Origin of the sequence: Stenotrophomonas rhizophila (assembly GCF_003651185.1) — a bacterium.
GTDB lineage: Bacteria > Pseudomonadota > Gammaproteobacteria > Xanthomonadales > Xanthomonadaceae > Stenotrophomonas > Stenotrophomonas maltophilia_Z.
The window spans coordinates 1,138,488-1,163,238 of record NZ_RCDC01000004.1; the positions used below are offsets into that span (position 1 = coordinate 1,138,488).

Sequence of the window (24,751 nt, forward strand, 5' to 3'; positions counted from 1 at the left end):
TTCGCCATGCAGAAACCCGCCGTCACCGTCATGGTCAAGGCCGCCCGCCTCGCCGGCAACGTCCTGTTGCGCAACATCAACAAGCTCGAGGCGTTGAACGTCGTGCAGAAGGGCCGCATGGACTATGCCAGTGAAGTCGATGCAGATGCGGAAAAGGTCATCGTCAAGGAACTCAAGCGCGCCTATCCCGAATACGGGATCATGGGTGAGGAAGGTGGCGTGCAGTCGGTCAACCGTTACATGTGGGTCATCGATCCGCTGGACGGCACCAGCAACTACCTGCGCGGCTTCCCGCATTACTGCGTGTCCATCGCCCTGGTCGAGAACGGTGAGCCGATCGACGCGGTGATCTTCGATCCGCTTCGCAATGAACTGTTCACCGCCAGCCGTGGTGCGGGCGCGGTGTTCAATGACCGCCGTATCCGGATTGCCGAGCGCAAGGATCTGGGCGGCGCGATGATCCATACCGGTTTTGCACCGCGTGAGCGCCAGCGCACGAGCGCGCAGCTGAAGGCGGTGGACGCGCTGCTGGTACAGGCCGAAGACGTGCGCCGCACGGGTTCGGCGGCGCTGGATCTGGCCTATGTGGCCTGTGGCCGTGCCGATGCGTACTTCGAGGCCGGTGTGAAGGCCTGGGACATCGCCGCCGGTGTGCTGCTGGTCCGTGAGGCCGGTGGCCGTGTGTGCGATTTCAAGGGCGCGACCCCGGCCCGCATGGACAGCCGTGGTCCGGAAACCCAGCAGATCGTCGCGGGCAACGTGAAGATCAGCGATGCGCTGCAGAAGGTGCTGGTCAATACGGGCTACGCGGCGGAGTTCGACGCGAAGTTCTGATCGGGCTGGATCTGATCTGCAGGATGACGGCGCCTTCGGGCGCCGTTGTTGTTTGTGGGCTGTCATCGTGCGCCGTTCTGGACGCGTCATAGCGAGCCTGGCTCGTCGTGCTTCGGTAGTGCCGACCGCTGGTCGGCTGCTGTTGAATGCTGGCAACGGTAACGGCAACGGCAGCGGCAGCGCTTCCATTGCTGAGGGCGAGAGGCCGGTGGGTAGCCTGGGCCAAGACGCGCCGTAAACCCATCCCTGGGGGCTCGTGGGTGCCATCCATGGCGCCCTGACGGTCTTGGCCCAGGCTACCCACCGGCCTCTCGACAGATCTCGATGTGGCGGATGGGAGAGCTCAACGCTCCTGACATCTACTGGACGGCACTGACATTTTTTGGTCGCGGGCGCCCGCCCAACAAAAAACGCCCGGCGGGAGCCGGGCGTTCTGCTCTGCGCACTGCGGTGTGGGTTACACCACGGTGTTGTTGGCGGCGCGCAGGGCGGCGATGCGCTCGTCCAGCGGGGGGTGGCTCATGAACAGCTTCTTGGCGGCGCCGCCGGCGATGCCGAAGGCGGCGATCTGGGTCGGCAGCGTGCTCTGGCCGTGGTTGACCTTCAGGCGTTCCAGGGCGGCGATCATCTTCTGGCGGCCAGCCAGGTGGGCGCCACCGGCGTCGGCGCGGAATTCGCGGTGACGGGAGAACCACATGGAGATCATGGTGGCGAACAGGCCGAACACCATTTCCAGGACGAACACGATGATGTAGTACGCAAAGCCGCGGCCGCCGCCTTCGCGGTTGCCGGACAGGGCGCTGTCGATGAAGCCGCCGACGATGCGGGCCAGGACGATCACGAAGGTGTTGAGCACACCCTGCAGCAGGGCCATGGTAATCATGTCGCCATTGGCGACGTGGGCGATTTCATGGCCGAGCACGGCTTCGGCTTCGTCTTCGCTCATGTTGTGCAGCAGGCCGGTGGAGACGGCGACCAGGGCCTTGTTGCGGTTGGCGCCGGTGGCGAAGGCGTTTATTTCCGGGCCTTCGTAAACCGCCACTTCGGGCATGCCGATGCCGGCTTCGCGGGCCTGCCGTTCCACGGTGGCCAACAGCCAGCGTTCGGTCGGGTTGCGCGGCTCGGTGATCACGACGGCGCCGGTGGAGCGCTTGGCCATGAACTTGGAGAGCAGCAGCGAGATGAACGAGCCGCCGAAACCGAAGATGGCCGCGAAGACCAGCAGGCCGCTCATCTGGTTGGGATTGACGCCCAGTACCGACATCACGATGCCGGCCAGGATCAGCACCGCAAAGTTGGTCAGCAGGAAGAGAGCAATGCGACTGAACATGGGAAAAGGACGCTCATGGGAGGTTGATGAGTGCAAATCTGCGGTGACTTCAGCTTGAATTCAAGTCGCAAACTGACCGACGATTCATAGTCCATGTCTGATACCTCCTATTGCGGGCGCTTTGCGCCCTCGCCTACCGGCCCCCTGCACCCCGGCTCGCTGCTGGCGGCGCTCGGCAGTTGGCTGCTCGCCCGCCACGCCGGCGGCCAGTGGCTGGTGCGCGTGGAGGACGTCGATCCTCCTCGAACGGTGCCTGGCGCGGTGAGCGGCCAACTGGCCGCACTGGCCGCCTTCGGGCTGTGCAGTGACGGGCCGATCGTCCATCAGAGCCAGCGCGATGCGCTGTACCAGGGCGCGCTGGACCGGCTGCTGCGCGAGGGCAAGGCGTTTGCCTGCCACTGCAGCCGCAGCGAGCTGGCCGCGCAGGGCGGCATCCATCACCACTGCGTGGCCCGCGCCGCGCGTGCGCAACCGGCGGTGCGGCTGCGGGTGCCACCGGACAGCGTGGTGGGGTTCGACGACGGCTTGCAGGGCCGCATCGTGCAGGACGTGCACGCAAATGTCGGCGATTTCGTGCTGCGCCGGGCCGATGGCTTCTGGGCCTATCAACTGGCAGTGGTGGTCGACGATGGCGCGCAGCGCGTGACCGACGTGGTGCGCGGGGCCGATCTGCTCGAATCCACGCCGCGCCAGATCCTGCTGCAGCAGGCCCTGGGTCTGCCGACACCGCGCTACCTGCATCTGCCGCTGCTGCTCGGCCCGGAGGGACGCAAGCTCTCCAAGTCCGAGGCGGCGCTGCCGGTGGACCCCGCCCAGCCGCTGCCAGCGCTGCGCCGGGCATGGGCGCAGCTGGGCCAGGATCCGGCGATCGGTGCAGGGGCCGATGAGGTGGGCGGGTGGCTTCGGCAGGCGGCCGATGGCTTTGATCCGGCGCGATTGCCACCGGGCGACATTCCGCTGCCGCACGCCGCTGGCGAGGCCGCCCCTTTTGCCCGCTGATGTTGCAGAATCCTGTTCCCCCTTGTTCGCCCTGCCTTTCGGAGTAGCTGCTCATGACATCTCGCGTCGCACTGGTCACCGGTGGTACCGGCGGTATCGGTACTGCCATCTGCCAACGCCTGGCCGACCAGGGCCATCGGGTCGCCACCAACTACCGCGACGAAGCCAAAGCCAAGGCCTGGCGCGAGAAGATGTTGGCGCGCGGCTGCGATGTGGCGATCTTCCCGGGCGATGTGTCCGACCCGGGCACCGCCGAGAGCATGGTGCAGGCCGTTGAAGCGGCGCTGGGCCCGGTCGAGATCCTGATCAACAACGCCGGCATCACCCGAGACACCACCTTCCACCGCATGCGTGCGGACCAGTGGCACGACGTCATCAACACCAACCTCAACTCGGTGTTCAACGTCACCCGCCCGGTCATCGAAGGCATGCGCCGCCGCGGCTGGGGCCGGGTCATCCAGATCAGCTCGATCAACGGCCTGAAGGGCCAGTACGGCCAGGCCAACTACGCCGCCGCCAAGGCCGGCATGCACGGCTTCACCATTTCGCTGGCGCGCGAGAATGCGGGCTTCGGCATCACCGTGAATACGATTTCGCCGGGCTACGTGGCCACCGACATGGTGATGGCCGTGCCGGACGAAGTGCGCGCCAAGATCATTGCCGACATCCCCACCGGCCGCCTCGGCAAGCCGGAGGAGATCGCCTACGCGGTGGCCTTCCTGGTCAACGAGGAAGCCTCTTGGATCACCGGCTCCAACCTGGACATCAACGGCGGCCACCATATGGGGTGGTAACGGCCGAAATTGCTGCACTCCATGTTGCGCAACATAAATGCGGCCCCTTGCTACCTATGGCGGTTGCATAGGCTGCTGCACTGCGCCATGCTGCGCGCCTACTGTGATGAGTGACTGCTTCATGGCTGCGACCCGCATTATCAAGAAGTACCCGAACCGCCGGCTCTACGACACGGAAATCTCCAGCTACATCACCATAGAGGATGTGCGCCAGCTGATCCTGGACGGTGAGGACTTCGAGGTGCGTGATGCCAAGAGCGGCGATGACCTGACCCGCTCGGTGCTGCTGCAGATCATCGCCGACCAGGAGCAGGACGGCGAACCGATGCTGTCCACCCAGCTGCTCAGCCAGCTGATCCGCTTCTATGGGGACTCGCTGCAGGGCTTCATGGGCAATTACCTGGAGCGCAGCATGCAGGTCTTCCTGGACCAGCAGCAGCAGTTCCGCCAGCAGATGGGCAATCTCCTCGGCCAGACTCCCTGGGCGATGATGAACCAGCTGACCGAGCGCAACATGGAGATGTGGCAGGACTTCCAGCGCAACATGGGCACCGGCTTCGGCGGCCGCCCGGGTAGCACCGGGACAGGTACCGCCACGGGTACGGGTACGGGTACCGGCAAGAAGCCGGAAACGCCGGCACCGGGTGCAGGCAAAACCCGCCGCTGAGCCCCCGGCGTGGCGCAACAAAGAAAAAGGCGCAGCCCTCGGGCCGCGCCTTTTCTCGTTTCGGGGCTGGGCGACGTCACCGTCGCCGGCCAGCCAGCCCTATCGCCGTCCAGCCGCGCCCATCAGCGCTTGGGCTTGGCACAGCCAGTGCAGACCCGCTCGACCTTGTAGCCCTTGGCGCGCAGCTTCTCGACCACGCCGTCGTTGCCGAGCAGATGCAGCGTGCCGACCACCACCATCGTGCCGCCCTGCCCGGCCTGCAGATGCTGCTGCAGCTTGGGTACCCAGGCATCGTTGCGGTCGGTGTTGATGCGCTTGTACAGCTGCGGGTACTGGCCGCGCATCTCGGTGGCCATCGAGGTCCACAACAGCTTGTCGTCGCCACGGCGCCAGGCATCATGCAGCTTGCGCCCCATCTCGTCGCCCTTGCCGGCCTGTTCCAGCGCTTCGGCCACCATCTGCTGCTGTTCCTTGGCCGTCATCCCCGACAGCACCGCGATCTGGGTATCGATGTCTTCCAGCCCGGCGGTCGCCTTGCCGGCACTCGCGGCGCGGGTCATGAAATGGCGATCCAGGCCGAGCGCGGGGTCCAGTCCCATCTTGGTGAACTGACTCAGGGTGATGGTCAGGCCGACGAACCACGGCTTCATGCCCTGCAGTTGGGCCAGTGGCAGCTTGTTCTCCTGCGCATAGGCCTGCAGCCTGGTCCAGGTCGCAGCGTCCAGGTCGCGTTTGAGCTCCGAGCCATCGGTGCGCATCGCGGCCTGCACCATTTTCTGCGCCAGCTGCGGCGATTCCATGTCCTGCGGCGACAGCTCGAACACCACCCGCTGCGAGGCCGTGAACGCCTGGTCGACATCGGCAGAGAGCGGGTAATCGCTCGGCTGCAGCAGATGGAACGAACCCAGCAGATACAGGCGGCTGTCGCCCGGGCCGGTCACCTTCCACAGCAGCGGGACCGGCGGGGTGGCTTTCGCCGCTGTCGGCGCGCTCGGCGCCACCGGGCGCGCGTCGGCGCTGCCCGTACCGACCAACAGGCTCGCAGCGATCAGCAACGGGGATACGACACGCGACAACATCGAGATCATCAAGCCTCTCCTTCAGGGGCGTGGTACGCCTGCTCACCTGCGTCCACACGCAGGTCCAGGCGGTTTTCAGGGGGTGTCAGTGGACACGTCGCGAACGGCGTGAACGCGCACGGCGGGTTGTAGGCGTGATTGAAATCGATCACCACCCGGCCCTGGTCATCGGGCGCGGGCAGATCGAGATAGCGGCCGGCCGGATAGCTGCCGTGGCCGCTGGTGCGATCGCCGAAGATCACGAACAGCTCGCGCCCAGGCTCACCAATCGCCTCCAGCCGCCAAGTGTGGCCGTCGCGTTCGAATTCCAGCGTGCCGGCATTGGGCATGTTCGTGGTCAGCCCGGTGATGTCCACGATCGGCAGCGTCTTGCCGGCCGGATGTGGCACGAAGCGCGCGGTGATGCGCCAGGACGGACCACCCGGCCAGTAGGTCAGGCCGGTGAAGTTCGTCCGCGAGGGGGCATCGGCGTGCTTGACCCGCAGCGCGAAGCGCTCACCGCGATGGATCAGGCTGAGCCGGCCCTTGTCGTCATCGAAGGCGATGACTGTCGGGGTGGGATCGCGATCGCTGAAGAAGCGGATGCGGCCGGTGACCGGCTTGCCCTCCACGCGCATCGGCACGCCACGCTCCGGCGTGAACCAGACGGTGTTGCCGTCACGCGCGACCATGCCCAGCTTGTCCGGGCCGACCGCCAGACGGATGCCGCTGCCCGGCCCACGCCCGATGTAGTGCGCCTTGTATTCCAGCCAGTGCAGGCCAACCAGGCTGGTCCAGCCATCGGCGGCGTGCAGTTCTTCGTAGCGCTGTTGGCGCCACTGCTGTTGTTCGGCGGCGAAGGCCGGATCGATCGCCACCTTCGCCGGTGCCGCCTCGTTCTTTTCGCCGCATCCTGACACGCTCACTGCCAGCAGCAACGCGGCGGCCCACACTCCCCAGTGCTTCATGACCTTCCTCTCAACGTCCGCGCAGGAACCAGCGGTCGATTTCCGCCAGCGAAAAACGCGCCCAGGTCGGTCGGCCGTGATTGCACTGACCCGAGCGTTCGGTGATTTCCATGTCGCGCAGCAGGCCGTTCATTTCCGGCACGGTCAGGCGCCGGTTGGCGCGCACGGCACCATGGCAGGCCATGGTGGACAGCAGTTCGTCGCGGGCACTGGCGATGCGTCGGCTCTGGCCATGCTCGCGCAGGTCGGTCAGCACGTCGCGCAGCAGCGCTTCGGGTTCGGCATTGGCCAGCAATGCCGGAATGCTGCGCACATGCAGTGAGCCCGGCCCAGCGCGGGTGATTTCAAAGCCCAGCGAGGTCAAGGTCTCGGCCTCGCGCTCGGCGGTGTCGGCATCGCGTTCGCCCACCGCCAGGGTGATCGGCACCAGCAGCGGCTGCGCATGCAGGCCCATGCCATCGTGCGCGGTTTTCAGGCGCTCGTAACCGATGCGCTCGTGCGCGGCGTGCATGTCCACCACGATCAGGCCTTCGGCGTTCTCGGCGAGGATGTAGATGCCATGCAGCTGTGCGATCGCATAGCCCAGCGGCGGTACGCCACTGTCGGCTGCGGTCACCGGCAGGCCGTTTTCGCTCGGCATCGGCGCCAGGCTGCTGGTCGCTGCGGTACCGCCCGGCGCGCCATACAGCGCTGCATAGGCGGACGGCGCATCGGCCACGCGCAGCCCCAACGGTGATTGCTGCGGGCGCCAGTCGCCGCCCATGCCACCGCCACCGCCTGCACCGTTACCGGCGAGTGCATAGCCGGTGCTGCCGGCGGACGGCAGGCCGTAGGCCGGCGCCGCAGTGGCGACACTCTCGGTGGCATGCACCTGGGGACCGGCCGCGGTCATGCCGGCACGGGTTTCAGCCAGCGCCTCCTTGAGCGTGCGGTAGACGAAATCGTGGATCAGGCGCGAGTCGCGGAAGCGAACCTCGTGCTTGGCCGGGTGCACGTTGACGTCCACGCGGGTCGGGTCGAGTTCCAGGAACAGCACATACGCCGGCTGACGGCCATGGAACAGCACGTCGCCGTAGGCCATCTTCACCGCATGGGCGACACTGCGATCGCGTACCGAACGGCCGTTGACGTACAGGTACTGCTGATCGGTGCTGGCCCGCGAATAGTGCGGCTGCGCGATCCAGCCGTGCAGGCGCAGGCCGGCCCCGCTGTGGTCCACCCGCAACGCCTGGTTGGCGAAGTCTTCGCCCAGTGTTTCGCCCAGGCGCGCATCCGAGTACAGATCGCCGGGCTTGTAGCGGCGCGAGGGTTTGCCGTTGTGCGACACGCGCAGCTCCACATCCGGACGCGCCAGCGCGAGCGAGCGCAACCACTCTTCGATATGGCCCAGCTCGGTGCGCTCGGCGCGCAGGAACTTGCGGCGCGCCGGCACGTTGTAGAACAGCTCGCGCACTTCTACCGTGGTGCCGGGCGCCTGCGCGCGCGGGGTGACTTCGCCCAGCCGGCCGCCCTCGATATGCAGGGCCGAACCGTGCTCGTCGATGGCGCGGCGCGAGCTCAGGGTGAAGCGGCTGACCGAGGCGATCGACGGCAGCGCTTCGCCGCGGAAGCCGAGCGTCGCCACCGATTCCAGATCATCCAGGCTGGCGATCTTGCTGGTTGCATGCCGCGACACGGCCAACGGCAGCTCTTCCGGAGCGATGCCACCGCCGTCGTCGCGGATGCGGATCAGCCGCACACCGCCCTCTTCCAGGTCGATATCCACGCGGGTCGCACCGGCATCCAACGCGTTTTCGACCAGTTCCTTGACCACGGACGCAGGGCGTTCGACCACTTCGCCGGCGGCGATCTGGTTGATCAGGATCTCAGGGAGTTGGCGGATGCTCATGCGCACCTCCAGGCAGTGGAGGTGGCAGGCATGGCAGCGGTGGGAATTCGGGAAACGGACGTCATCCCGTGATGATAGCGTGCGCCGGGCGGTGCAGCCCGGCGGGGTTACTTGCTGCCGCCCGCCACGGTGCCGGCGGCATCGATTTCAGCCTGCGCGCGCGCGGCGTACAGGGTGCCCGGCGGCGGCTGACGGCTGAAGAAGGTGTGCACACCATCCAGCACCGCACCGGCGATCTGGCGCTGGTAGGCCGGATCGATCAGGCGGCGCTCTTCATCCGGGTTGGAGATGAAGGCGGTTTCGACCAGCATGGCCGGCATGTCCGAGGTGCGCAGCACCGCGAAGTTCGCACGTTCAATGTTGGGCTTGTGATTCTTGCCGATCCGCTTCAGGCCGCCCAGCACATGCCCGGCCGCGTCTTCGGAGGCCTTCATGTAACCGCTCTGGGCCAGATCCAGCAGCACGTTGGCCAGGGTGCCTTCGGTCTGCTGCAGGCGCACGCCACCCACCAGATCGGCGGCGTTTTCCTTGTCGGCCAGCCAGCGCGCACGCTGCGAGGAGGCGCCCTTGGTGGAGAGCACGTACACCGACGAGCCGGTCGCGGCCCGGTTCTCGGCGGCATCGGCGTGGATCGAGATGAACATGTCGGCCTTGGCCGCACGCGCTTTCTGCGCGCGCATCGGCAGCGGAATGAACACGTCGCTGTCGCGGGTCAGGTAGGCCTTCAGCCCGGGCGTCGCGTTGACCTGGCGGGCCAGTTCACGTGCCACCGCCAGGGTGATGTCTTTTTCGCGCTTGCCGGTCGGGCCGACGGCGCCGGGATCCTGGCCGCCATGGCCGGGATCGATCGCGATCACCAGTGGACGCATGCCGGCGCGCATCTTCACGCGCGAAGCGTCGCTGGGCATGGCCGGACGCGGGTTGTCCTGCAGCGCCGGGGTCGGCGCGGGCGCCGGAACCGGGGCACTGGCCACGACCGCCGGGGTCGACTGGCCGGCCAGGATCGCGGCCGGCGACGCACTGTTGCTGGCCGCGTTGGCGGTCCCTGCGGCAGCGACGTTGACCGTGGTGGCCGTCGCGGCAGCCGGGCCCGGCGCCGAGGTGGCGACCGTGGCGCTGGCCTGCTGGCGTACCGACGCGGTCAGCAACGCGGTGGCGCGCGCGGCATCGCTGCGTGCCTGTGCAGTCTGGGCGGGGGTCGGTGCAGGGGTCGGTGCCGGCGCGGTGGCCGGCGTCGAAGCCGCTGGCGTGGGCGAAGGTGCTGCGGCCGGGGTCGGCGCGGCCGCACTGGCAACGGTGGCCGCGGCCGGCGCATCGCCCGGCCACTCGATCACCAAGCGCGACTCATTGCCCTGCTTGATCATCTGCGGGCGGAACGGCGCGACCGATTCGGCCAGATCGAACACCACGCGGAACGTGCCTGGCACCGGCTGCCCGGTGCGGACAGCGGTGACCACGCCCTTGGGCGCAGGCAGTGTGAGGTTGCGGATCGCGCTGGAATCCGGGAAATCCACCACCAGCCGGTTCGGACCGGCCAGGGACAGGGTCTTGTAGCCCCCGCTGCCGGCCAGCGAAATCTCCGCACGGGTACCGGTCGCACCGGTCTCCACGGCCACCTGGCGGACTTCGCCCGCCCACGACAGCGCGCTCGCCAGACAGAGTCCGACGGCAGTGCAGAGGGCGGCGAGTGATTTCCCCATTGGCATGGGTCTGGATTCAATCACCGCGCTGAATGAAATGCAACTCCTTTTCCCTTAATAATCCGTAACCTGCCGGTGTTTCCTAGTGTCAGCCGACAGAAAGGGCCTGCAAGTCACCCCCTTGGGGCAGCCGTGCGAGCCATTCACGACCGGCCGGACTGGTGGCGGTGAGCCGGGCGCGACGCCCCTGTCCTTGGATATCCAGGGCCACTTCGAGGTCCGTCGGCGGCAATGCACCGGCACCGCGCTCGGGCCATTCGACCAGCCACAGCGAGGCGCTGCCTTCGTCCAGCCCGAGGAAATCCAGCTCCTGCGCGTTGCCGATCCGGTACAGATCCAGGTGCCAGGCCTCGTGGCCGTCGGCCAGCGGGTAGCGCTCCACCAGGGTGTAGGTCGGGCTGCGGATCGCCCCCTGCACGCCCAGCGCGCGCAGCAGTGCGCGGGCCAGGGTGGATTTACCGGCCCCCAGGTCGCCCTGCAGCTGCATCACCGCCTGCGGCGGCCGGGTCGCGGCCAGCCGTTGCCCGAGCAGGTCGGTGTCTTCGGTCTGCGCGAGGAAAAACTCGATCATGTTCAAACGTCCGGATTGACCAACCGGCGCAGCGGCGCCAGCAGATCGGTGGGAAGCAGGCCCCGCTGGCCGTCACTGGCGGCGGCATCGCCGGCCAGGCTGTGCAGCAATGCGCCGGTGCTGGCGGCATCGAAGGCGCCCAGCCCCTGCGCACGCAGGGCGGCAATGATGCCGGTGAGCAGGTCGCCCATGCCACCTACGGCCATGCCGGGATTGCCGGCGGCCATCACCCGCGGCAGCGCATCGGGCGCGGCGACCACGGTGCCGGCGCCCTTGAGCACCACCACCGCGTGGAAACGCTCGGCAAGCGCTTTGGCAGCCGTGAAGCGGTCGGCCTGCACCTGCGCGGTGCTCAGCCCAAGCAGGCGCGCGGCCTCCCCCGGGTGCGGGGTCAGGATCGCGTCATGGAGTGGCTGCGGCGCCTTGGCCAGCAGGTTCAGGGCGTCGGCATCGATCACCAGCGGCTTGCCGCTGGCCAGCACCTGGCGCCAGAGTTCGTGCGCCCAGTCGTCCTGGCCCAGGCCAGGCCCGATCGCAATCACACCCGCGCGGGGCAGCAGGGCCTGCAGCTCCTGCGCGTCCTGCACGGCATGCACCATCGCTTCGGGCAGGCGCGCCAACAGCGGTGCGACATGCGGTGACTGGGTCGCCACACTGACCAGCCCTGCGCCGGCGCGCAACGCCGATTCACTGGCCAGCATCACCGCGCCACCGCTGCCGAGGTTGCCGCCCACGCACAGCACGTGGCCGGATTCGCCCTTGTGGGTGTTGGCGCGCCGCGCCGGCAGCTGCGCGCGCAGGCGCGGTTGCTGCCAGCACTCGGCGCTGTGCTGCACGCCTTGCCCAGCGTCTGCAGGCAGATCCAGCGCGGCCAGGCGGCGACCGCCGACATGCTCCAGCGCTGCGCCGGTATACAGCCCCTGGTGGCGCACGATGAACTGCAGGGTGACCGTGGCACGGATGGCAACGCCCGGCACGTGACCGGTGCGCGCATCCACCCCGCTGGGCACGTCCAGCGACAGCACCGGCACGCCAGCGCCGTTGATGGCCGTGACCAGATCCACCGCGGCACCGGCCGGCGCGCGGTTCAGGCCGATGCCGAACAGCGCGTCCACCAGCAGGTCCATCGGCGGGAGAACGCCATCGAAGCGCCCCACCGCACCGCCGGTGGCGAGGAACGCCTGCTCAGCCCGCTGCGACAACGGGGTAGCCGGCGCATCGGTGTCGAGCCGCAGCACCGTCACCGGGCGGCCGGCTTCACGGGCCAGACGGGCCAGCACGTAGCCATCGCCGCCGTTGTTGCCGGTCCCCACCACCACACCGATGCGCTGCGCCTGCGGCCAGCGCTCCAGCAGGCAGTGCCAGGCGGCCTGGCCGGCCTGTTCCATCAGCGAGGCACCGCCATCGCCCAGCAAGGCACTGGCCTGCGCATCCAGGCGGCGCGCAGCGGCGATATCGAACAGTTCAGCAAGCTGGGGCATGCCGGGATTCTATACTTGTCGCCCAGGCGCAGCCTTGCCGCGCCCTCCCCAGGCTCCGTTTCCGCCCAGGCCATGTCCGCCGTTCCCCTGCCCGCCCCCGTCCATCTGGCCCGTGCCGCCGAACGCATCCGTGCGATCGCGGGCGTGCACGGCTTCCAGCGCTGCGGGGTGTCCGGCATCGATCTGCGCGAAGACGAGGCGCACCTGGCCGATTGGCTGGGCAAGGGCCTGTACGGCACGATGGAGTGGATGGCGCGCCACGGCACGCTGCGTGCGCGGCCGGATGAACTGCTGCCGGGCACGGTGCGGGTGATCTCGGTCGGCATGGATTACGGCCACAAGGACGACGCCGAAGCCTGGGCCACCCTGCACGATGGCGACCGCGCCTACGTGGCGCGCTATGCGCTGGGCCGCGATTACCACAAGCTGATGCGCAACCGGTTGCAGAAGTTCGCCGACAGCATCGCCGCGGAGATCGGGCCGTTCGGCTATCGCGTGTTCGTCGATTCGGCCCCGGTGCTGGAGCGTGCGCTCGCCCGCAATGCCGGGCTGGGCTGGATCGGCAAGCACACCTGCCTGATCGACAAACAGGGCGGCTCGTGGTTCTTCATCGGCGAAATCTACGTCGACCTGCCGCTGCCGGTGGATACACCGGCCACCGCACACTGCGGCACCTGCACGCGCTGCATCGATGTCTGCCCGACCCAGGCGATCATCGCCCCGCACCGCCTGGATGCACGCCGCTGCATCTCCTACCTCACCATTGAACACGACGGCGCGATTCCCGAGGACATGCGCACGGCGATGGGCAACCGCATTTACGGCTGCGACGACTGCCAGCTGGTCTGCCCCTGGAACAAGTTCGCCAAGCGCACCGACGAGCCGGATTTCCGCGCGCGCAACGATCTGGACACCGCCTCGCTCGCCCAGCTGTTCGCTTGGGAAGAAGACGAGTTCCTGCGCCGCACCGAGGGCAGCCCGATCCGCCGCAGCGGACATGAACGCTGGCTGCGCAACATTGCCGTGGCGCTGGGCAATGCCCCCACCCACGCCGAAACACTGGCCGCGCTGCAGGCACGACGCGAGCATCCTTCGACGATCGTGCGCGAGCACGTGGCGTGGGCGCTGCAGCAGCACGCCAACCGCACCTCCGCGGGATGAAGCATCGCCGCCGACGTGCGACCATGGCCCCCCGTTCGTACCGTTTGGCCTGATTCCTCCATGGACCGCAGCGCGCAGATTCTCACGCCCAGCCAGCTCAACATCCTGGCCCGCGACCTGCTGGAAGGCGCGTTTCCCCTGATCTGGGTGGAGGCCGAACTGGGCAGCGTGACGCGCCCTGCCTCGGGCCATCTATATTTCACGCTGAAGGATGCGCGCTCGCAAGTCCGCGCGGCGTTGTTCAAGCCCAAGAGCCAGTGGCTGAAGTTCGTGCCGCGCGAAGGCATGCGCGTGCTCGCGCGTGGCCGGCTGACCCTGTACGAAGCCCGCGGCGAGTACCAGATGGTGCTCGACCACATGGAGGAAGCCGGCGAAGGCGCCCTGCGCCGCGCCTTCGAGCAGCTCAAGGCACGCCTGGAGGCCGAGGGCCTGTTCGCGCCGGAGCGTAAACGCCCGCTGCCGGCGCATGTGCGTCGCCTGGCGGTGATCACCTCGCCGACCGGCGCGGCGGTGCGCGACGTGCTGAGCGTCCTTGAACGGCGTTTCCCGATGCTCGAGGTCGATCTGCTGCCCAGCTTGGTGCAGGGCGACAGCGCAGCCGCGCAGATCACTTCGCTGCTGCGTGGCGCCGATGCCAGCGGCCGCTATGACGTGATCCTGCTGACCCGCGGTGGCGGCTCGATGGAAGATCTCTGGGCCTTCAACGACGAGCAGCTGACCCGCGCGATCGCGGCCAGCCAGACCCCGGTGGTGTCTGCCGTGGGCCACGAAACCGACTTCAGCCTGGCCGACTTCGCCGCCGATCTGCGCGCGCCGACGCCGTCGGTCGCGGCCGAACTGCTGGTGCCTGATCAGCGTGACCTGCTGCTGCGTGTGCGTCGCCTCGATGCACGTCTGGCGCAGCTGCAACGGCACAGCCTGGGGCAGGCGATGCAGCGCGCGGACCGTGCCCTGCTCCGCCTCAACGCACAGAGCCCGCAATCACGCCTGCAGCTGTTGCAGCGCCGTCAGCAGGACGTCGCGCGCCGTCTGCACGCAGCGTGGACGACACAGCATCAGGGCCGTCTGGCCCAGCTGCGCCACGCGGCGGCCGTGCTGCGCAGCGGTCATCCGCAGCGCCGGCTGGATGCCCTGCGTGAGCGCCTGCAACGCCTGCAGCCGCGTGCGGACAGCGCGATCGGTCGCCAGCTGCAGCGCGACGCCCTGCGCCTGCGTGCCCTCGCCCGTTCGATGGAAGCAGTCAGCCCGCTGGCCACCGTCGCGCGTGGTTACGCGATCCTGACCCGCGAGGACGATGGCAGTCTGGTGCGTTCGCCGTTGCAGGTGCGCCCGGGCGACACGCTCAAGGCACGCGTGCAGGACGGCGTGATCGACGTAACCGTCAACGAACCGGCGCGCTGATCCGGCGCGCCCAAGCCGCTGCGCGGTTCGCCTTCAACGTCCCGCGCTTTCGCAGAATTTCTGCCGGTATTCCATCGCCTTGGGCATCAACGCCTGCAGGTTCTGGATGCGCGTGCCCGGGTTGGGATGCGTGGACGCGAATTCCGACGTCGACTGCCCACCACTGGCCTGTCCCATCCGCTCCCACAGCGGAATCGCTTCCTGCGGATCGAAACACGCTGCCGCGGCCAGCATCAGGCCTACTTCATCGGCCTGGGTTTCATGGCTGCGCGCGTACGGCAGCAGGTAGCCGTAGCCCATCGCCGACATCATCATCTGCTGCTGTTGCGGGTCCATGCCGCTGGCGGCACCGGCCATCTGCCCGATCTGGGTCATCTTCTGCTGGGCCATGCGCTGGGCGCCATGGCGCAGCAAGGCATGTGCGATTTCATGCCCCATCACCACCGCCATCGCATCCACCGTACGCGCGACCGGAATCAACCCGGTGTAGACCGCCATCTTGCCGCCCGGCAGGCAGAAGGCGTTGGCCTGATCGGAGGGGATCACGTTGACTTCCCATTCGAAATCCCGCGCGAAATGGGCTGGCTTCAGGCCATGTTCTTCGGCGAGGGCGGTCTCCACCACGTCCACCTTGGCGATCAGGCGCTGGGCGATCGCCTGGATTTCGCGCGACTGCGGTGCACTGGGATCCAGCGGCCGCTCCTGCGCCAGGATTTCCTGGTAGGCCTGCAGGCCCAGCGCCTTTTCCTGGGTCGCATCGAGCGAGCTGTCGATCAGCACGCTCTCGCCGGTATACGGATCCACCGCACGGTTGGAGAACCAATAGAACGCGGCATAGCCGGCGAAGGCCAGCAGCACCCACCAGCGGATGTTGCCGAACAGGCCCGGCCGCCGGGCGCGGCCCTGCTGCTGACCGCCGAATGGATCGTTGCGCATGCGCGTGGTTCCTGAGATGGCCGCGGCACCCTGCCCGACACTGTGCCAATCCTAGAACGCGCGCCGTGGCGCCGGGTGAAATCCGCTCACCTCACCGCGGGGACGTCCCTCAGATGCCGCGCACCAGGCGGAAGCCGATCCGTGCGCTGGTGGTGTCCGAATCCTGCGATTGCCGCCAGGCCGCGCGGGTCTGCGCCGGCGCATTGGCCCAGTTGCCACCGCGGATCACGCGCTGCCGGCAGCCCGGGTTGAACCAGGCCACGCCATCGGACGGCGCACGCCGGTAGCTGGCATGCCAGCAGTCGGCCACCCATTCGCTGAGGTTGCCGGCGATGTCGTGCAGGCCCCACGGGTTGGGATCGAAGCTGGCCACCGGCGCCGGCCCCCAATACCCATCGCCGTAGCCGACGAAGGCGTTGTACCAGTGCCGCCCGGAGGGCGAGACATCCTCGGCCCCGGTGAAATTGCCCGCACGCGCGGGCGGCGTGCCTGCATCGCCCCACGGGTACCGGCCGCTGCTGCCGGCGCGCAGGGCGTATTCGAATTCGGCCTCACTGGGCAGCCGGTAGGAGCGCCCGGTCTGCTCGGACAGCCAGGTCGCGTAATTCTCGGCATCGCGTACGCTGACGTGCATCACCGGCAGGTTGGCGATCGCCTCGGCCCCGTTGTAATCGGACTGCCAGTCCACCCCGCTGCGCCGGACGAAGTTGCCGCTGCGCTCGTCATACACGATCGAATGACCGCGCCGCGTGGCCCGGGGGCGGGCCTTGGTAGCCTGCACATAGCGGCGGAAATCGGCGACCGTCACTTCGGTGATCGACATCGCGAAACCACGCTCGAAGCGCACGTAGTGCGCGGGCTTCTCGGCATCGGTCGCGCCGAGCTCGTTCTCGGCCGCGCCCATCTGGAAGCCGCCGTGCGGCACCACGATCATCTGCGGCCCGCGGCCGCCATCGCGCAGCGCATCGCTGAACACCTGCCGCGGCCGGAAGCTGCCGTAATGGGTGACCAGTTCGATGCGCTCGCGCAGCTGCCCCACGACAGGATCACCGGGCAGCGCGATGCGCAGGGCATCTTCCAGCTTCTGCCGGGCCGGCTTGAGTCCCTGCGGCGTGGCCAGATCGCGCAGGCCCTCGTTACGCAGCCGCGCCAGGGTGTCGGAGCGGATCGTTTCGATACGTTCGAAGGCGTCGGCAATGGTGATGGAGGAATCCCGGACCTTGGCCGCTTCGGCCAGCCAGGTACCGGCCGTCGCGAAATCGGCCGCCAGCGCCGCCGTCTCGGCACGCCGGATCAGCGCGCTCTCGGCCGCTGCCAGCCCTTGCCGGGCGCGGGGGTTGTCCGCGTCCAGTGCGAGTGCTTCACGGAAATTGGGAATGGCGCCATCGCCGTCTTCGCCGATGCGGTCCGCGCGCAGATCGTCTTCGCCGGCGCGGTTGTACGCCACCACGCGCTGGGCAATTTCCACCCGCGACTGCAGCTCGCGCACCTTGGGATCGTCCGGCGCCAGGGTCAGCAATACCAGGGCCATCTCGCTGGCCTGGGCCAAGGCCTCGCGCTGCTTGAGCGGCCGCTCCAACAACGCTGAGGCTTCCTGCAGCAGGCGTTGCCGCGCGCGTTTCAGCCCGGCCTCGGCCACGCGGTCCTTGGGGTCGTGCTGCAGCAGGGCAAGCCAGATCGGGATCGCGTCCTCGGCGGTGCGGTACAGCCGGTCTTCCTCGAAGGCGCGTGCGGCATCGCGGCGAGCCTGGACAACGTCGTCGTCAACGAGGGTGACGGCAGGTGGCTGCCAGCGCTCCACCGTCTCGGCAGCGTCCTCGCCTCCGATGGTGACCTGCGCCACCGGCGCGCTCGCTTTGGCCGGTGCGGCAGCCGGCTTGGCGGCCGGCGCTGCCGACGGTGCCGGCGCGGGCGCGGGCGCGGGAGAACATGCGGCCAGCATGCCCAACAGAGCAGTGAACAGCAGCGGCAATGGGCCTGACGGTCGCAAATGGGGGTCCTTGGGGCGTGTCATCGTCTTGCTGGTGCCCACGCCACGTCGCAAGCCGCCGCCCGGGGCGCGATGGCGATCCAGGGGGCATGCCGCAGGCGCAGGCAGGGGATCATCATAATCGCCACCGTCGCGGGGGGCGACCGTCCCCGGCCCGGGCGTTCATCACCGCACGGCGGGATGCCGGCCGTGGCGTGGCGTGGCGTTAGGCTATCCTCCCCGACCTGAGCACCCCTTTGCAGTACATGGAATCCCACGTGGCTTACTGGATCAAAACCCCGGCGGAACTGGACGAGCGCTACCGCCAGCGCCCCACCCGCATCGGCCTGGACACCGAGTTCATCCGCGAACGCACCTACTGGCCGCAGCTGGCGCTGGTGCAGATGGCCGTCGGCGATGAAATCCTGCTGATCGACCCGCTGATCCCCGGCATGAACGAGGCCCTGGCCCCGTGGCTGGCCGACACCTCCATCCTCAAGATCATGCACAGCGCCAGCGAAGACCTGGTTACCTTCAAGGTCGCCTGCGGCGTGCTGCCGCGCCCGCTGTTCGATACCCAGATCGGTGCATCGCTGGCCGGCATCGGCGGCGGCATGGGTTACCAGAAACTGGTCACGGCAGTCACCGGCGTCACCTTGGCCAAGGGCGAAACCCGCTCGGACTGGATGCGCCGCCCACTCTCGGAGGCGCAGCTGGAATACGCCGCCGACGACGTGGAATACCTGTTCCAGATCCACGACACCCTCGACGCGCGCCTGCAGGAACTGGGCCGCCGCCAGTGGCTGCAGGACGATGCCGAGCGCCTGCTCGCCAGTGTCGAACACGATGAAGAGCGTTGGCCGCACGTGGCGATGCGCTCGGCACAGTTCATGGATACCCCCGCGCAACTGCGTCTGCTGCGGTTGCTGCGCTGGCGCGACGTCCAGGCCCGCGCCAGCGACAAGCCGCGCAGCTGGGTGCTCGACAACGAACTGGCTGCGGTGCTCGCACGTACCCCGCCGGCCGATGTGGATGCGCTGTCCAAGCTGATGGAGGGCTTCCCGAAGGCCCCCCGCAAACTGGCCGCCCAGGTGTGGCAGGCGCTGATCACCCCGCTCGCCGACGAAGCCGAGGCACCGCTGGCGCTGCCGGCCAACGATGCCAACAAACAAGCCCTCAAGCGGCTGCAGGATGCCGTCAGCGCGCGCAGCGCCGAACTCGGTCTGCCCGATGGCGTGCTCGCCTCGCGCAAGCATCTGGAAAGCTACCTGGAAAGCCGCCAGTGGCCGACGGCGTTGGCCGGCTGGCGCCAGGCGCAGCTCGAACCGATCCTCTCGGCGCTGTTGCCGCCGACTGCATGAGCCTCACGCATCGGTGCGGATCTGACCGCACCGATGCGCCGCTCGCATCACCTTGCGAGTGCACTGACGACGGCCCACTGCCGTCGAATCCTGAACGAAGCGCACACCGTCCCTGACATGTCGTCATCGGCATGACCGCAGACACATACGCACGTTCAAACCGCATGCAAGAGTGAATCGCACGCAACGCTCCGCGCCTGCAACAGGCCCGGTCCGGACACGGCATCCCGCAGGACCGCGCCGTCGGCGCAGGTTCTGCCCACGCGGCTGCGCAAAGGACTCCCATGCATCTGATCGCGACTCGAAGGAACGCCCCCTCCCCTCGCCGCACCCCGCGCCGCCTGCAGCGCTGGCTCGGCGCGACCCTGCTGCTGGCGGCCACTACGGCCAGCGCTGCCGATGATCTGAACGAACGGCTCGCACAGGCCCTGCAGGGCACCGCCACGCCTGCGATGGGCGTGCTGGTCATCCGCGATGGCAAGATCGCCGAACATGCCGTGCATGGCGTCCGTCGCAATGATGCGACGACACCGGTCACCACGGACGATCAATGGATGATCGGCTCCACCGGCAAGCCGATCACGGTGGCGATGATCGCGCGGCTCGTTGAACAGGGTGTGCTGCGCTGGGATGCACCGCTGTCGACCTTGTTGCCCGACCTTACCGCACAGATGCAGCCGGCCTACCGCAGCGTCACCCTGGTGCAGTTGCTCTCGCACCGCGCCGGCCTGCCGGAAAACCTCACCGACGCCGCCGCACTGGATGCGTTCTTCGTTGATACGCGGGCCCTGCCCGTGCAGCGCGAGGCTTACGTCAAGGCAGCCTTGGCCGAAGCGCCGGTGCACCCGCCCGGCACCGAATTCGCCTACAGCAACAGCGGCTTCCTGATCGCGGCGGTGATCGCCGAACGTGCCACTGGCAAGGACGTGGAAACGCTGATGCAGCGCGAAGTGTTCCAGCCACTGGGCATGACCGGTGCCGGGTTCGGCCCGACCCCGGCGGGGCAACCGCTGGGCCATCGCGCCGGCAAGCCGGTGACCACCGCGCCGCAGAAGGCCGATGACGGAGTGCCGCCGCTCTACACCGCCGCCGGTAATCTGCACATGCGCCTGCAGGATCTGGCGCTGTTCGCCATCGATCAGCTCGCCGGCGGCCAGGGCAAAGGCACGCTGCTGACACCGGCCTCGTACGCGCTGATGCAGACCGCGCAGCCGGGCAGCGGATCCGGGCTGGACTGGGGCGTGCAGCCGTCGATTGCCGGTCGTCAGGGGCCGGTGCTGGTGCACGGCGGCTCAGACGGCAACTGGCTGGCCTGGGTGGTGCTGTTCCCCGGCCAGAACAACGGCGTGATCGCCATCGCCAACGCCGCCGAAGACATGGGCGCCGACCAGGCCACCATGGGCGTGCTGGGTGGATTGTTCGCCGAACTGGCGCCGGCTGCAGCGCCCGCCAGGTAACAGAAACGACAACGCCCCGCAGATGCGGGGCGTTGTCGAAACACGCATCATGCTCACCGGTGCCCTGCGGCACCGGTGATCGCGTGACTTACCAGTTCATGTTGAGCGAAACGCCCACGGTGCGCGGTTCGTTGTAGACCGCGGCCATGTAGTTCTCGATCACACCCTTGAGGTTCTTCTCATTGGTGATGTTGCGCGCGAACAGCGCCACTTCCCACGCACCGTAGTTGGCGGAGTAACCCAGCTTCAGGCCGCCTTCGAAGCTGCCCTTGGCGTTGAACTCGGCCGAGTCATACAGCACGAAGCTGGTGTAGCCCTGCTTGTTCCAGTCGGTGGAGATGAAGAACACATCGCTGTCATTGACCGGCATGTCGTAACGCGCGGCCAGGTTGATGTTGTACTTCGGTGCATTCGGCAGCGGGTTGCCGTTGATCTGCGCGAAGGTGTTGGCACCGACCTTGATGGTCGGGTCATTCACGGTGCAGACCACGGCGCCATTCAGGGCACAGACCTGCGCGTACACGCGGTCGTCCTGGATTTCGCTGTGCAGCAGGCTGACACCGGCGCTCAGGGCCAGGTTCGGGATCGGGCGCAGCTCCATGTCCGCTTCCAGACCGTAGGCCTTGGCCTTGTCGGCGTTGAACAGCACGCCGTTGCCGTCCGAATCGTTGCCGTTGAGCTGGATGTCGTTGACCACGTAGGTGAACGCGGCGGCGTTCACGCGCAGGCGGTTGTCCCACAGGCTGCTCTTGATGCCCGCTTCCCAGGACAGGATGGTTTCCGAGTTCGCCGTGGTGAAATCGGCATTGAACACGGCCGAGCGGCCCTGGATGGTCGGGCCGCGGAAGCCGCGGGCCACGCGCGCATACACGCTCAGCTGCGGGTTAAACGCGTACATCGCGCTGAGGTCCCAGCTCGGCGTGGTGTCGGACATTTCCACGTAGGTGCGGCCCTTGTAGGTCACGGCACCGGCGGCGGTATCGGCGGTCTTGAGCAGACGGGTCTTCTTCTCGTCCCTGGTCTGGCGCAGGCCGGCGGTCAGGGTGAACTTGTCGGTCACGTCATAGCTGACCTGGCCGAACCCGGCCCAGGAGGTATTGACGTTACGCAGGCGCACCCAGTTGTTCGGGTTGCGGGCATTGCCCTGCAGGAACCAGGCGCGCTGGTAGAAATCGGTGGTGTCGCGGCCGTCGAAGTAGAACGCGCCGACCTGCCACTTCAGGCGGTTGTCATCGGCGTTGGCCAGACGGAATTCCTGGGTCCACTGGTCCAGATCGCGGATCTGGCCCATCGACTGGCCGTAGCCGTTCGGCACGCCATTGACCGGATAGTTCACCGCGGCGCCGCCGTCGGTGTCACCGCGGCTGTAACCGGAGGTAGTCTCGTAGGCAGTGATCGAGGTCAGCGAGACGTTGCCGAAATCGTAGATCGCCTTCACCGAGCCGCCGTAGGTCTTGTAGGCCTGCGGGTTGTTGTCGGCTTCGTCGTAGGCGACCTTGTCGCGCGGCACGTCGGTCGTGTTGGAACCCTTGGTCAGCGCGCTGCGCAGGAACAGGGTCGAGGTGCCGTCGTAATCGCGTGCGTGGGCCGAGGCCAGCAGCGAGAAGTTGTCGCTCGGCTGCAGCAGCAGCTGCGCACGCACGTTGCGGTCGTCGAAGCCGCCCATCGCGTTCTTCTTCGGCGAGACCGTGCCATCGGCGCTCGGGCCGCTGTAGGTGTTGTCGACGTAATCATCGCGGTGCTGGTACAGCGCCGACACGCGGAACGAGGCGATGTCGTTGATCGGGCCGCCGAAGCCGCCATCGATGGCCACGCTGCCGTAGGAGCCATAGCTGGCCTGCACGCGGCCGCTGTAATCCTGGCTCGGCTTGATCGTGTCGAACTTGACGATGCCGGCGGTGGTGTTGCGGCCGAACAGCGTGCCCTGCGGGCCGCGCAGCACCTCGATCTGGTCCACGTCGTAGACCGGGTTGGACTTCAGCACCACGTGTTCAAGCACCACGTCGTCCTGGATGATCGACACCGGCTGCGAGGCACCCAGGTAGAAATCGATGTTGCCCAGGCCACGGATGTAGAAGCGCGGGAAGATGCGGCCGGTGGTGGTTTCGGCGTAGAAGCTCGGCACCTTGCCCGACAGGGCCAGCAGGGTGTCATCGCCGCCAGCGGTGTAATCACGGATCTTCTCGCCCTGCACCACGCCGACCGACACCGGCACTTCCTGCAGGTTGCGCTCGCGGTGGTCGGCGGTGACGGTGATGGTGTCCAGCGAGGTCGCGCTGGCGGACTGCGCGTCCTGCGCCGAGGCGGCAGCGGACAGCATCAGCGCAGCGGAGGCGCAGGCCAGCGCCAGCGCGCGGCGGCGCGGCAGCACGGCAGCGGAGAGGGAACGGGAGAGAAGACGCGTCGACACAGGGGCGTGGCGTAGAGCGGGCATGCAGAGGTCTCGGGTAGTACAGATCGGGGCATCCGGCAGATGGCCGGGCACCATAGGAAATCGGCATCGCTGTGGAGACAGCGATGCGGCACGGTATTGGCTGGATGTTGCAGATTGGTGTCAGGGCGTTGTGGGCGACGGCTGTCCGGCCCCCCTGGTCCACTGGCTATGCGGCCGCGTTTTCTGGCGCGGATTATGCCCGGCCAAGGCGCGCGCCGGAAGGGCGGGGTTCGCGTTTGATGCTTTCCGGGCCATCGGTCACGTGTCGCCCGGCACTTGTCGCCCTGGCAGCGGCGGCGAACACTGAACCGGTCATCCACGAGATCCCCGCATGTCCTCTCGCCCGCTGGCCTGCCTGCTCCTGTTGTTGTCCGCCTCGGCCGCCCAGGCCGCCGAACCGCCCGCACAGTGGCTGGTCACCACCGACCTGTGGGGAAACCCGGCCTACCAGCTGCTCACCCTGCCCGACCAGCAGGGTCCGGTGGAGGGGCGTTTCGATGGGGATAGTCTGCAGGGCAGCCGCCAGGGCACCACGCTGGCGTTTGTCGTCACCGGCAGCGATGGCGCGACCTACCGCTTCCGTGGCGAGCAGACCGGCACGACCCTGCGCGGTACGGCCGATTATCCCGACACCAACGCCAGCGAGCGACGCGCGATGCATCCCTTCAGCGCGCGCCGCCTGCCCGAGCGGCCGGCCGGCGGCCCACGCCAGCATGACTTCGTGCCCACCTCCTATTCGAATGAGTTTTCGCCCCACCGCGCGCCCGTGCTGACGGTCTGGCCGGGCGACAGCGTGCGCACCACGACGCTGGATTCCGGCGGCGTGGATGCCAACGGCCAGACCCGGGCGCTGTTCGGCAATCCGCAGACGGGGCCGTTCTACGTGATGGAGGCCGAGCCCGGCGATGTGCTGGCGATCCACATCAAACGCCTGCGCTTGAACCGCGGCTACGCCGATAGTCTGGACAGCATCGTGGGACGCGCGCTAACACCGGCCTTGGCAGCAAAGGCCACCGCACTGGACAAACCGGTGCGCTGGACCCTGGACCGCGAACGCGGCCGTGCCCGCCCAGAGGCGGCCACCGGCAAGCTCAAGGACTTCTGGGTGCCGGTCAGGCCGATGCTTGGCGGGCTGGCGGTGGCACCAGGGTTTGGCAACGCGCCGATCTCCACCGGCGACACCGGCCGCTTCGGCGGCAACATGGACTTCAACGAAATCCGCGAGGGCGCCACCGTGTATCTGCCGGTATCCCAGCCCGGCGCCCTGCTCTACCTGGGCGATGCGCACGCGCTGCAGGGCGATGGCGAAACCTCGCAGTACGCGCTGGAGACCTCGATGGACGTGGAGTTCAGCGTGGAGGTGATCAAGTCCCGTGCGCAGTCAGCGCCGCGGGTGGAATCAGCGACGCAGTTGATGGTCCTGGGCCAGGCCGGCTCGCTGGATGATGCCCTGCGCGCGGCCACCGCCGGGATGGCGCAGTGGCTGGAACAGGACTACGGGTTGAGCCTGTCCGAGACGGCGCAGGTGCTGGGCAGTTCGGTCAGTTTCGTGGTGGCCAACCTGGCCGGGCGCAGCGTCGGGGTGGCGGCCAAACTGGACAAAGCCCTGCTGCAGCAGGTGGAACGCGCGCCCGCCACGGCGCGGGCCAGGCACTGAACCCAACGCAGGTCCCACTTGGCAGGCGCCGCCGGTCGGCGCTAGACTAGGCCCATTGCGGGGTACGGCCGAGGCCGGTGACGCC

At 67.9% G+C, this 24,751-nt stretch carries 19 protein-coding genes; 9 read left to right on the forward strand and 10 right to left on the reverse strand.

The window, feature by feature from the left end; genetic code table 11:
• The first annotated feature begins 6 nt into the window (after positions 1-6).
• Complete coding sequence (locus tag BCL79_RS05120; protein ID WP_019182815.1) at positions 7-834, forward strand: inositol monophosphatase family protein; 828 nt, start codon at positions 7-9, stop codon at positions 832-834.
• 457 nt (positions 835-1,291) lie between these two features.
• Here the strand turns inward: BCL79_RS05120 and htpX are convergent, their stop codons facing one another.
• Positions 1,292-2,164 carry a protease HtpX gene (gene htpX, locus BCL79_RS05125; protein WP_121038240.1) on the reverse strand — a complete coding sequence of 291 codons (873 nt, stop codon included), beginning with the start codon at positions 2,162-2,164 and terminating at the stop codon, positions 1,292-1,294.
• Positions 2,165-2,257: 93 nt separating this feature from the next.
• Here htpX and gluQRS point away from each other — a divergent pair, with 93 nt between their 5' ends.
• From gluQRS to phaR, 3 genes are all read left to right on the forward strand, one after another.
• Positions 2,258-3,163, forward strand: coding sequence for a tRNA glutamyl-Q(34) synthetase GluQRS (gene gluQRS, locus BCL79_RS05130; protein WP_121038243.1), 906 nt, complete (start codon positions 2,258-2,260; stop codon positions 3,161-3,163).
• Between the two features lie 53 nt (positions 3,164-3,216).
• Complete coding sequence (gene phbB, locus BCL79_RS05135) at positions 3,217-3,957, forward strand: acetoacetyl-CoA reductase (protein ID WP_121038246.1); 741 nt, start codon at positions 3,217-3,219, stop codon at positions 3,955-3,957.
• A 121-nt stretch (positions 3,958-4,078) separates the two neighbouring features.
• The gene (gene phaR / locus BCL79_RS05140; RefSeq protein ID WP_121038249.1) at positions 4,079-4,624 is read left to right on the forward strand and encodes a polyhydroxyalkanoate synthesis repressor PhaR; all 546 of its coding nucleotides are present in this window, start codon (positions 4,079-4,081) and stop codon (positions 4,622-4,624) included.
• A 122-nt stretch (positions 4,625-4,746) separates the two neighbouring features.
• Here phaR and BCL79_RS05145 read toward each other — a convergent pair whose 3' ends face one another.
• From BCL79_RS05145 to BCL79_RS05170, 6 genes are all read right to left on the reverse strand, one after another.
• Entirely contained in the window at positions 4,747-5,709 is a 963-nt protein-coding gene (locus BCL79_RS05145; protein WP_428999442.1) for a TraB/GumN family protein, read from the reverse strand.
• A 2-nt stretch (positions 5,710-5,711) separates the two neighbouring features.
• A complete protein-coding gene (locus BCL79_RS05150) occupies positions 5,712-6,650 on the reverse strand; it encodes a DUF1684 domain-containing protein (protein ID WP_121038255.1) in 939 nt (312 codons plus the stop codon).
• A gap of 10 nt (positions 6,651-6,660) precedes the next feature.
• A complete protein-coding gene (gene mutL / locus BCL79_RS05155) occupies positions 6,661-8,538 on the reverse strand; it encodes a DNA mismatch repair endonuclease MutL (RefSeq protein WP_121038258.1) in 1,878 nt (625 codons plus the stop codon).
• A 107-nt stretch (positions 8,539-8,645) separates the two neighbouring features.
• A complete protein-coding gene (locus BCL79_RS05160; protein WP_428999403.1) occupies positions 8,646-10,244 on the reverse strand; it encodes an N-acetylmuramoyl-L-alanine amidase in 1,599 nt (532 codons plus the stop codon).
• Between the two features lie 82 nt (positions 10,245-10,326).
• Positions 10,327-10,809, reverse strand: a complete 483-nt coding sequence (gene tsaE / locus BCL79_RS05165) for a tRNA (adenosine(37)-N6)-threonylcarbamoyltransferase complex ATPase subunit type 1 TsaE (RefSeq protein ID WP_121038264.1) — start codon at positions 10,807-10,809, stop codon at positions 10,327-10,329.
• A 2-nt stretch (positions 10,810-10,811) separates the two neighbouring features.
• Positions 10,812-12,290 (reverse strand): NAD(P)H-hydrate dehydratase, encoded by a 1,479-nt coding sequence (locus BCL79_RS05170; RefSeq protein WP_121038267.1) that lies wholly within the window; start codon positions 12,288-12,290, stop codon positions 10,812-10,814.
• Between the two features lie 72 nt (positions 12,291-12,362).
• On the opposite strand from BCL79_RS05170, the gene queG reads away from it, so the two are divergent.
• Together queG and xseA are read left to right on the forward strand one after the other, a co-directional pair.
• Positions 12,363-13,451, forward strand: a complete 1,089-nt coding sequence (gene queG / locus BCL79_RS05175) for a tRNA epoxyqueuosine(34) reductase QueG (protein WP_121038270.1) — start codon at positions 12,363-12,365, stop codon at positions 13,449-13,451.
• 60 nt (positions 13,452-13,511) lie between these two features.
• Positions 13,512-14,852: an exodeoxyribonuclease VII large subunit gene (xseA, locus tag BCL79_RS05180; protein ID WP_121038273.1), complete on the forward strand. Its 1,341-nt coding sequence runs from the start codon at positions 13,512-13,514 to the stop codon at positions 14,850-14,852.
• A 33-nt stretch (positions 14,853-14,885) separates the two neighbouring features.
• Here the strand turns inward: xseA and BCL79_RS05185 are convergent, their stop codons facing one another.
• Both BCL79_RS05185 and BCL79_RS05190 read right to left on the reverse strand, forming a co-directional pair.
• Positions 14,886-15,788 carry a M48 family metallopeptidase gene (locus tag BCL79_RS05185; RefSeq protein ID WP_121038276.1) on the reverse strand — a complete coding sequence of 301 codons (903 nt, stop codon included), beginning with the start codon at positions 15,786-15,788 and terminating at the stop codon, positions 14,886-14,888.
• Between the two features lie 109 nt (positions 15,789-15,897).
• A complete protein-coding gene (locus tag BCL79_RS05190) occupies positions 15,898-17,802 on the reverse strand; it encodes a formylglycine-generating enzyme family protein (RefSeq protein ID WP_121041152.1) in 1,905 nt (634 codons plus the stop codon).
• Positions 17,803-18,035: 233 nt separating this feature from the next.
• Here BCL79_RS05190 and rnd point away from each other — a divergent pair, with 233 nt between their 5' ends.
• Positions 18,036-19,118: a ribonuclease D gene (rnd, locus tag BCL79_RS05195; protein WP_121041154.1), complete on the forward strand. Its 1,083-nt coding sequence runs from the start codon at positions 18,036-18,038 to the stop codon at positions 19,116-19,118.
• A gap of 284 nt (positions 19,119-19,402) precedes the next feature.
• The gene (locus tag BCL79_RS05200; protein WP_121038279.1) at positions 19,403-20,575 is read left to right on the forward strand and encodes a serine hydrolase domain-containing protein; all 1,173 of its coding nucleotides are present in this window, start codon (positions 19,403-19,405) and stop codon (positions 20,573-20,575) included.
• An 88-nt stretch (positions 20,576-20,663) separates the two neighbouring features.
• Here the strand turns inward: BCL79_RS05200 and BCL79_RS05205 are convergent, their stop codons facing one another.
• Entirely contained in the window at positions 20,664-23,009 is a 2,346-nt protein-coding gene (locus tag BCL79_RS05205; RefSeq protein WP_121038282.1) for a TonB-dependent receptor, read from the reverse strand.
• A 331-nt stretch (positions 23,010-23,340) separates the two neighbouring features.
• On the opposite strand from BCL79_RS05205, the gene BCL79_RS05210 reads away from it, so the two are divergent.
• Positions 23,341-24,666, forward strand: a complete 1,326-nt coding sequence (locus BCL79_RS05210; RefSeq protein WP_121038285.1) for an acetamidase/formamidase family protein — start codon at positions 23,341-23,343, stop codon at positions 24,664-24,666.
• Positions 24,667-24,751: the final 85 nt, after the last annotated feature.

What these genes read in the sequence shown, in the direction of transcription:
- BCL79_RS05120 (WP_019182815.1), top strand. Translation starts at nt 7, where the DNA reads ATGCAGAAACCCGCCGTCACCGTCATGGTCAAGGCCGCCCGCCTCGCC.
- htpX (WP_121038240.1), bottom strand. Translation starts at nt 2,164, where the DNA reads ATGTTCAGTCGCATTGCTCTCTTCCTGCTGACCAACTTTGCGGTGCTG.
- gluQRS (WP_121038243.1), top strand. Translation starts at nt 2,258, where the DNA reads ATGTCTGATACCTCCTATTGCGGGCGCTTTGCGCCCTCGCCTACCGGC.
- phbB (WP_121038246.1), top strand. Translation starts at nt 3,217, where the DNA reads ATGACATCTCGCGTCGCACTGGTCACCGGTGGTACCGGCGGTATCGGT.
- phaR (WP_121038249.1), top strand. Translation starts at nt 4,079, where the DNA reads ATGGCTGCGACCCGCATTATCAAGAAGTACCCGAACCGCCGGCTCTAC.
- BCL79_RS05150 (WP_121038255.1), bottom strand. Translation starts at nt 6,650, where the DNA reads ATGAAGCACTGGGGAGTGTGGGCCGCCGCGTTGCTGCTGGCAGTGAGC.
- mutL (WP_121038258.1), bottom strand. Translation starts at nt 8,538, where the DNA reads ATGAGCATCCGCCAACTCCCTGAGATCCTGATCAACCAGATCGCCGCC.
- BCL79_RS05160 (WP_428999403.1), bottom strand. Translation starts at nt 10,244, where the DNA reads ATGCCAATGGGGAAATCACTCGCCGCCCTCTGCACTGCCGTCGGACTC.
- tsaE (WP_121038264.1), bottom strand. Translation starts at nt 10,809, where the DNA reads ATGATCGAGTTTTTCCTCGCGCAGACCGAAGACACCGACCTGCTCGGG.
- BCL79_RS05170 (WP_121038267.1), bottom strand. Translation starts at nt 12,290, where the DNA reads ATGCCCCAGCTTGCTGAACTGTTCGATATCGCCGCTGCGCGCCGCCTG.
- queG (WP_121038270.1), top strand. Translation starts at nt 12,363, where the DNA reads ATGTCCGCCGTTCCCCTGCCCGCCCCCGTCCATCTGGCCCGTGCCGCC.
- xseA (WP_121038273.1), top strand. Translation starts at nt 13,512, where the DNA reads ATGGACCGCAGCGCGCAGATTCTCACGCCCAGCCAGCTCAACATCCTG.
- BCL79_RS05185 (WP_121038276.1), bottom strand. Translation starts at nt 15,788, where the DNA reads ATGCGCAACGATCCATTCGGCGGTCAGCAGCAGGGCCGCGCCCGGCGG.
- BCL79_RS05190 (WP_121041152.1), bottom strand. Translation starts at nt 17,802, where the DNA reads ATGACACGCCCCAAGGACCCCCATTTGCGACCGTCAGGCCCATTGCCG.
- BCL79_RS05200 (WP_121038279.1), top strand. Translation starts at nt 19,403, where the DNA reads ATGCATCTGATCGCGACTCGAAGGAACGCCCCCTCCCCTCGCCGCACC.
- BCL79_RS05205 (WP_121038282.1), bottom strand. Translation starts at nt 23,009, where the DNA reads ATGCCCGCTCTACGCCACGCCCCTGTGTCGACGCGTCTTCTCTCCCGT.
- BCL79_RS05210 (WP_121038285.1), top strand. Translation starts at nt 23,341, where the DNA reads ATGTCCTCTCGCCCGCTGGCCTGCCTGCTCCTGTTGTTGTCCGCCTCG.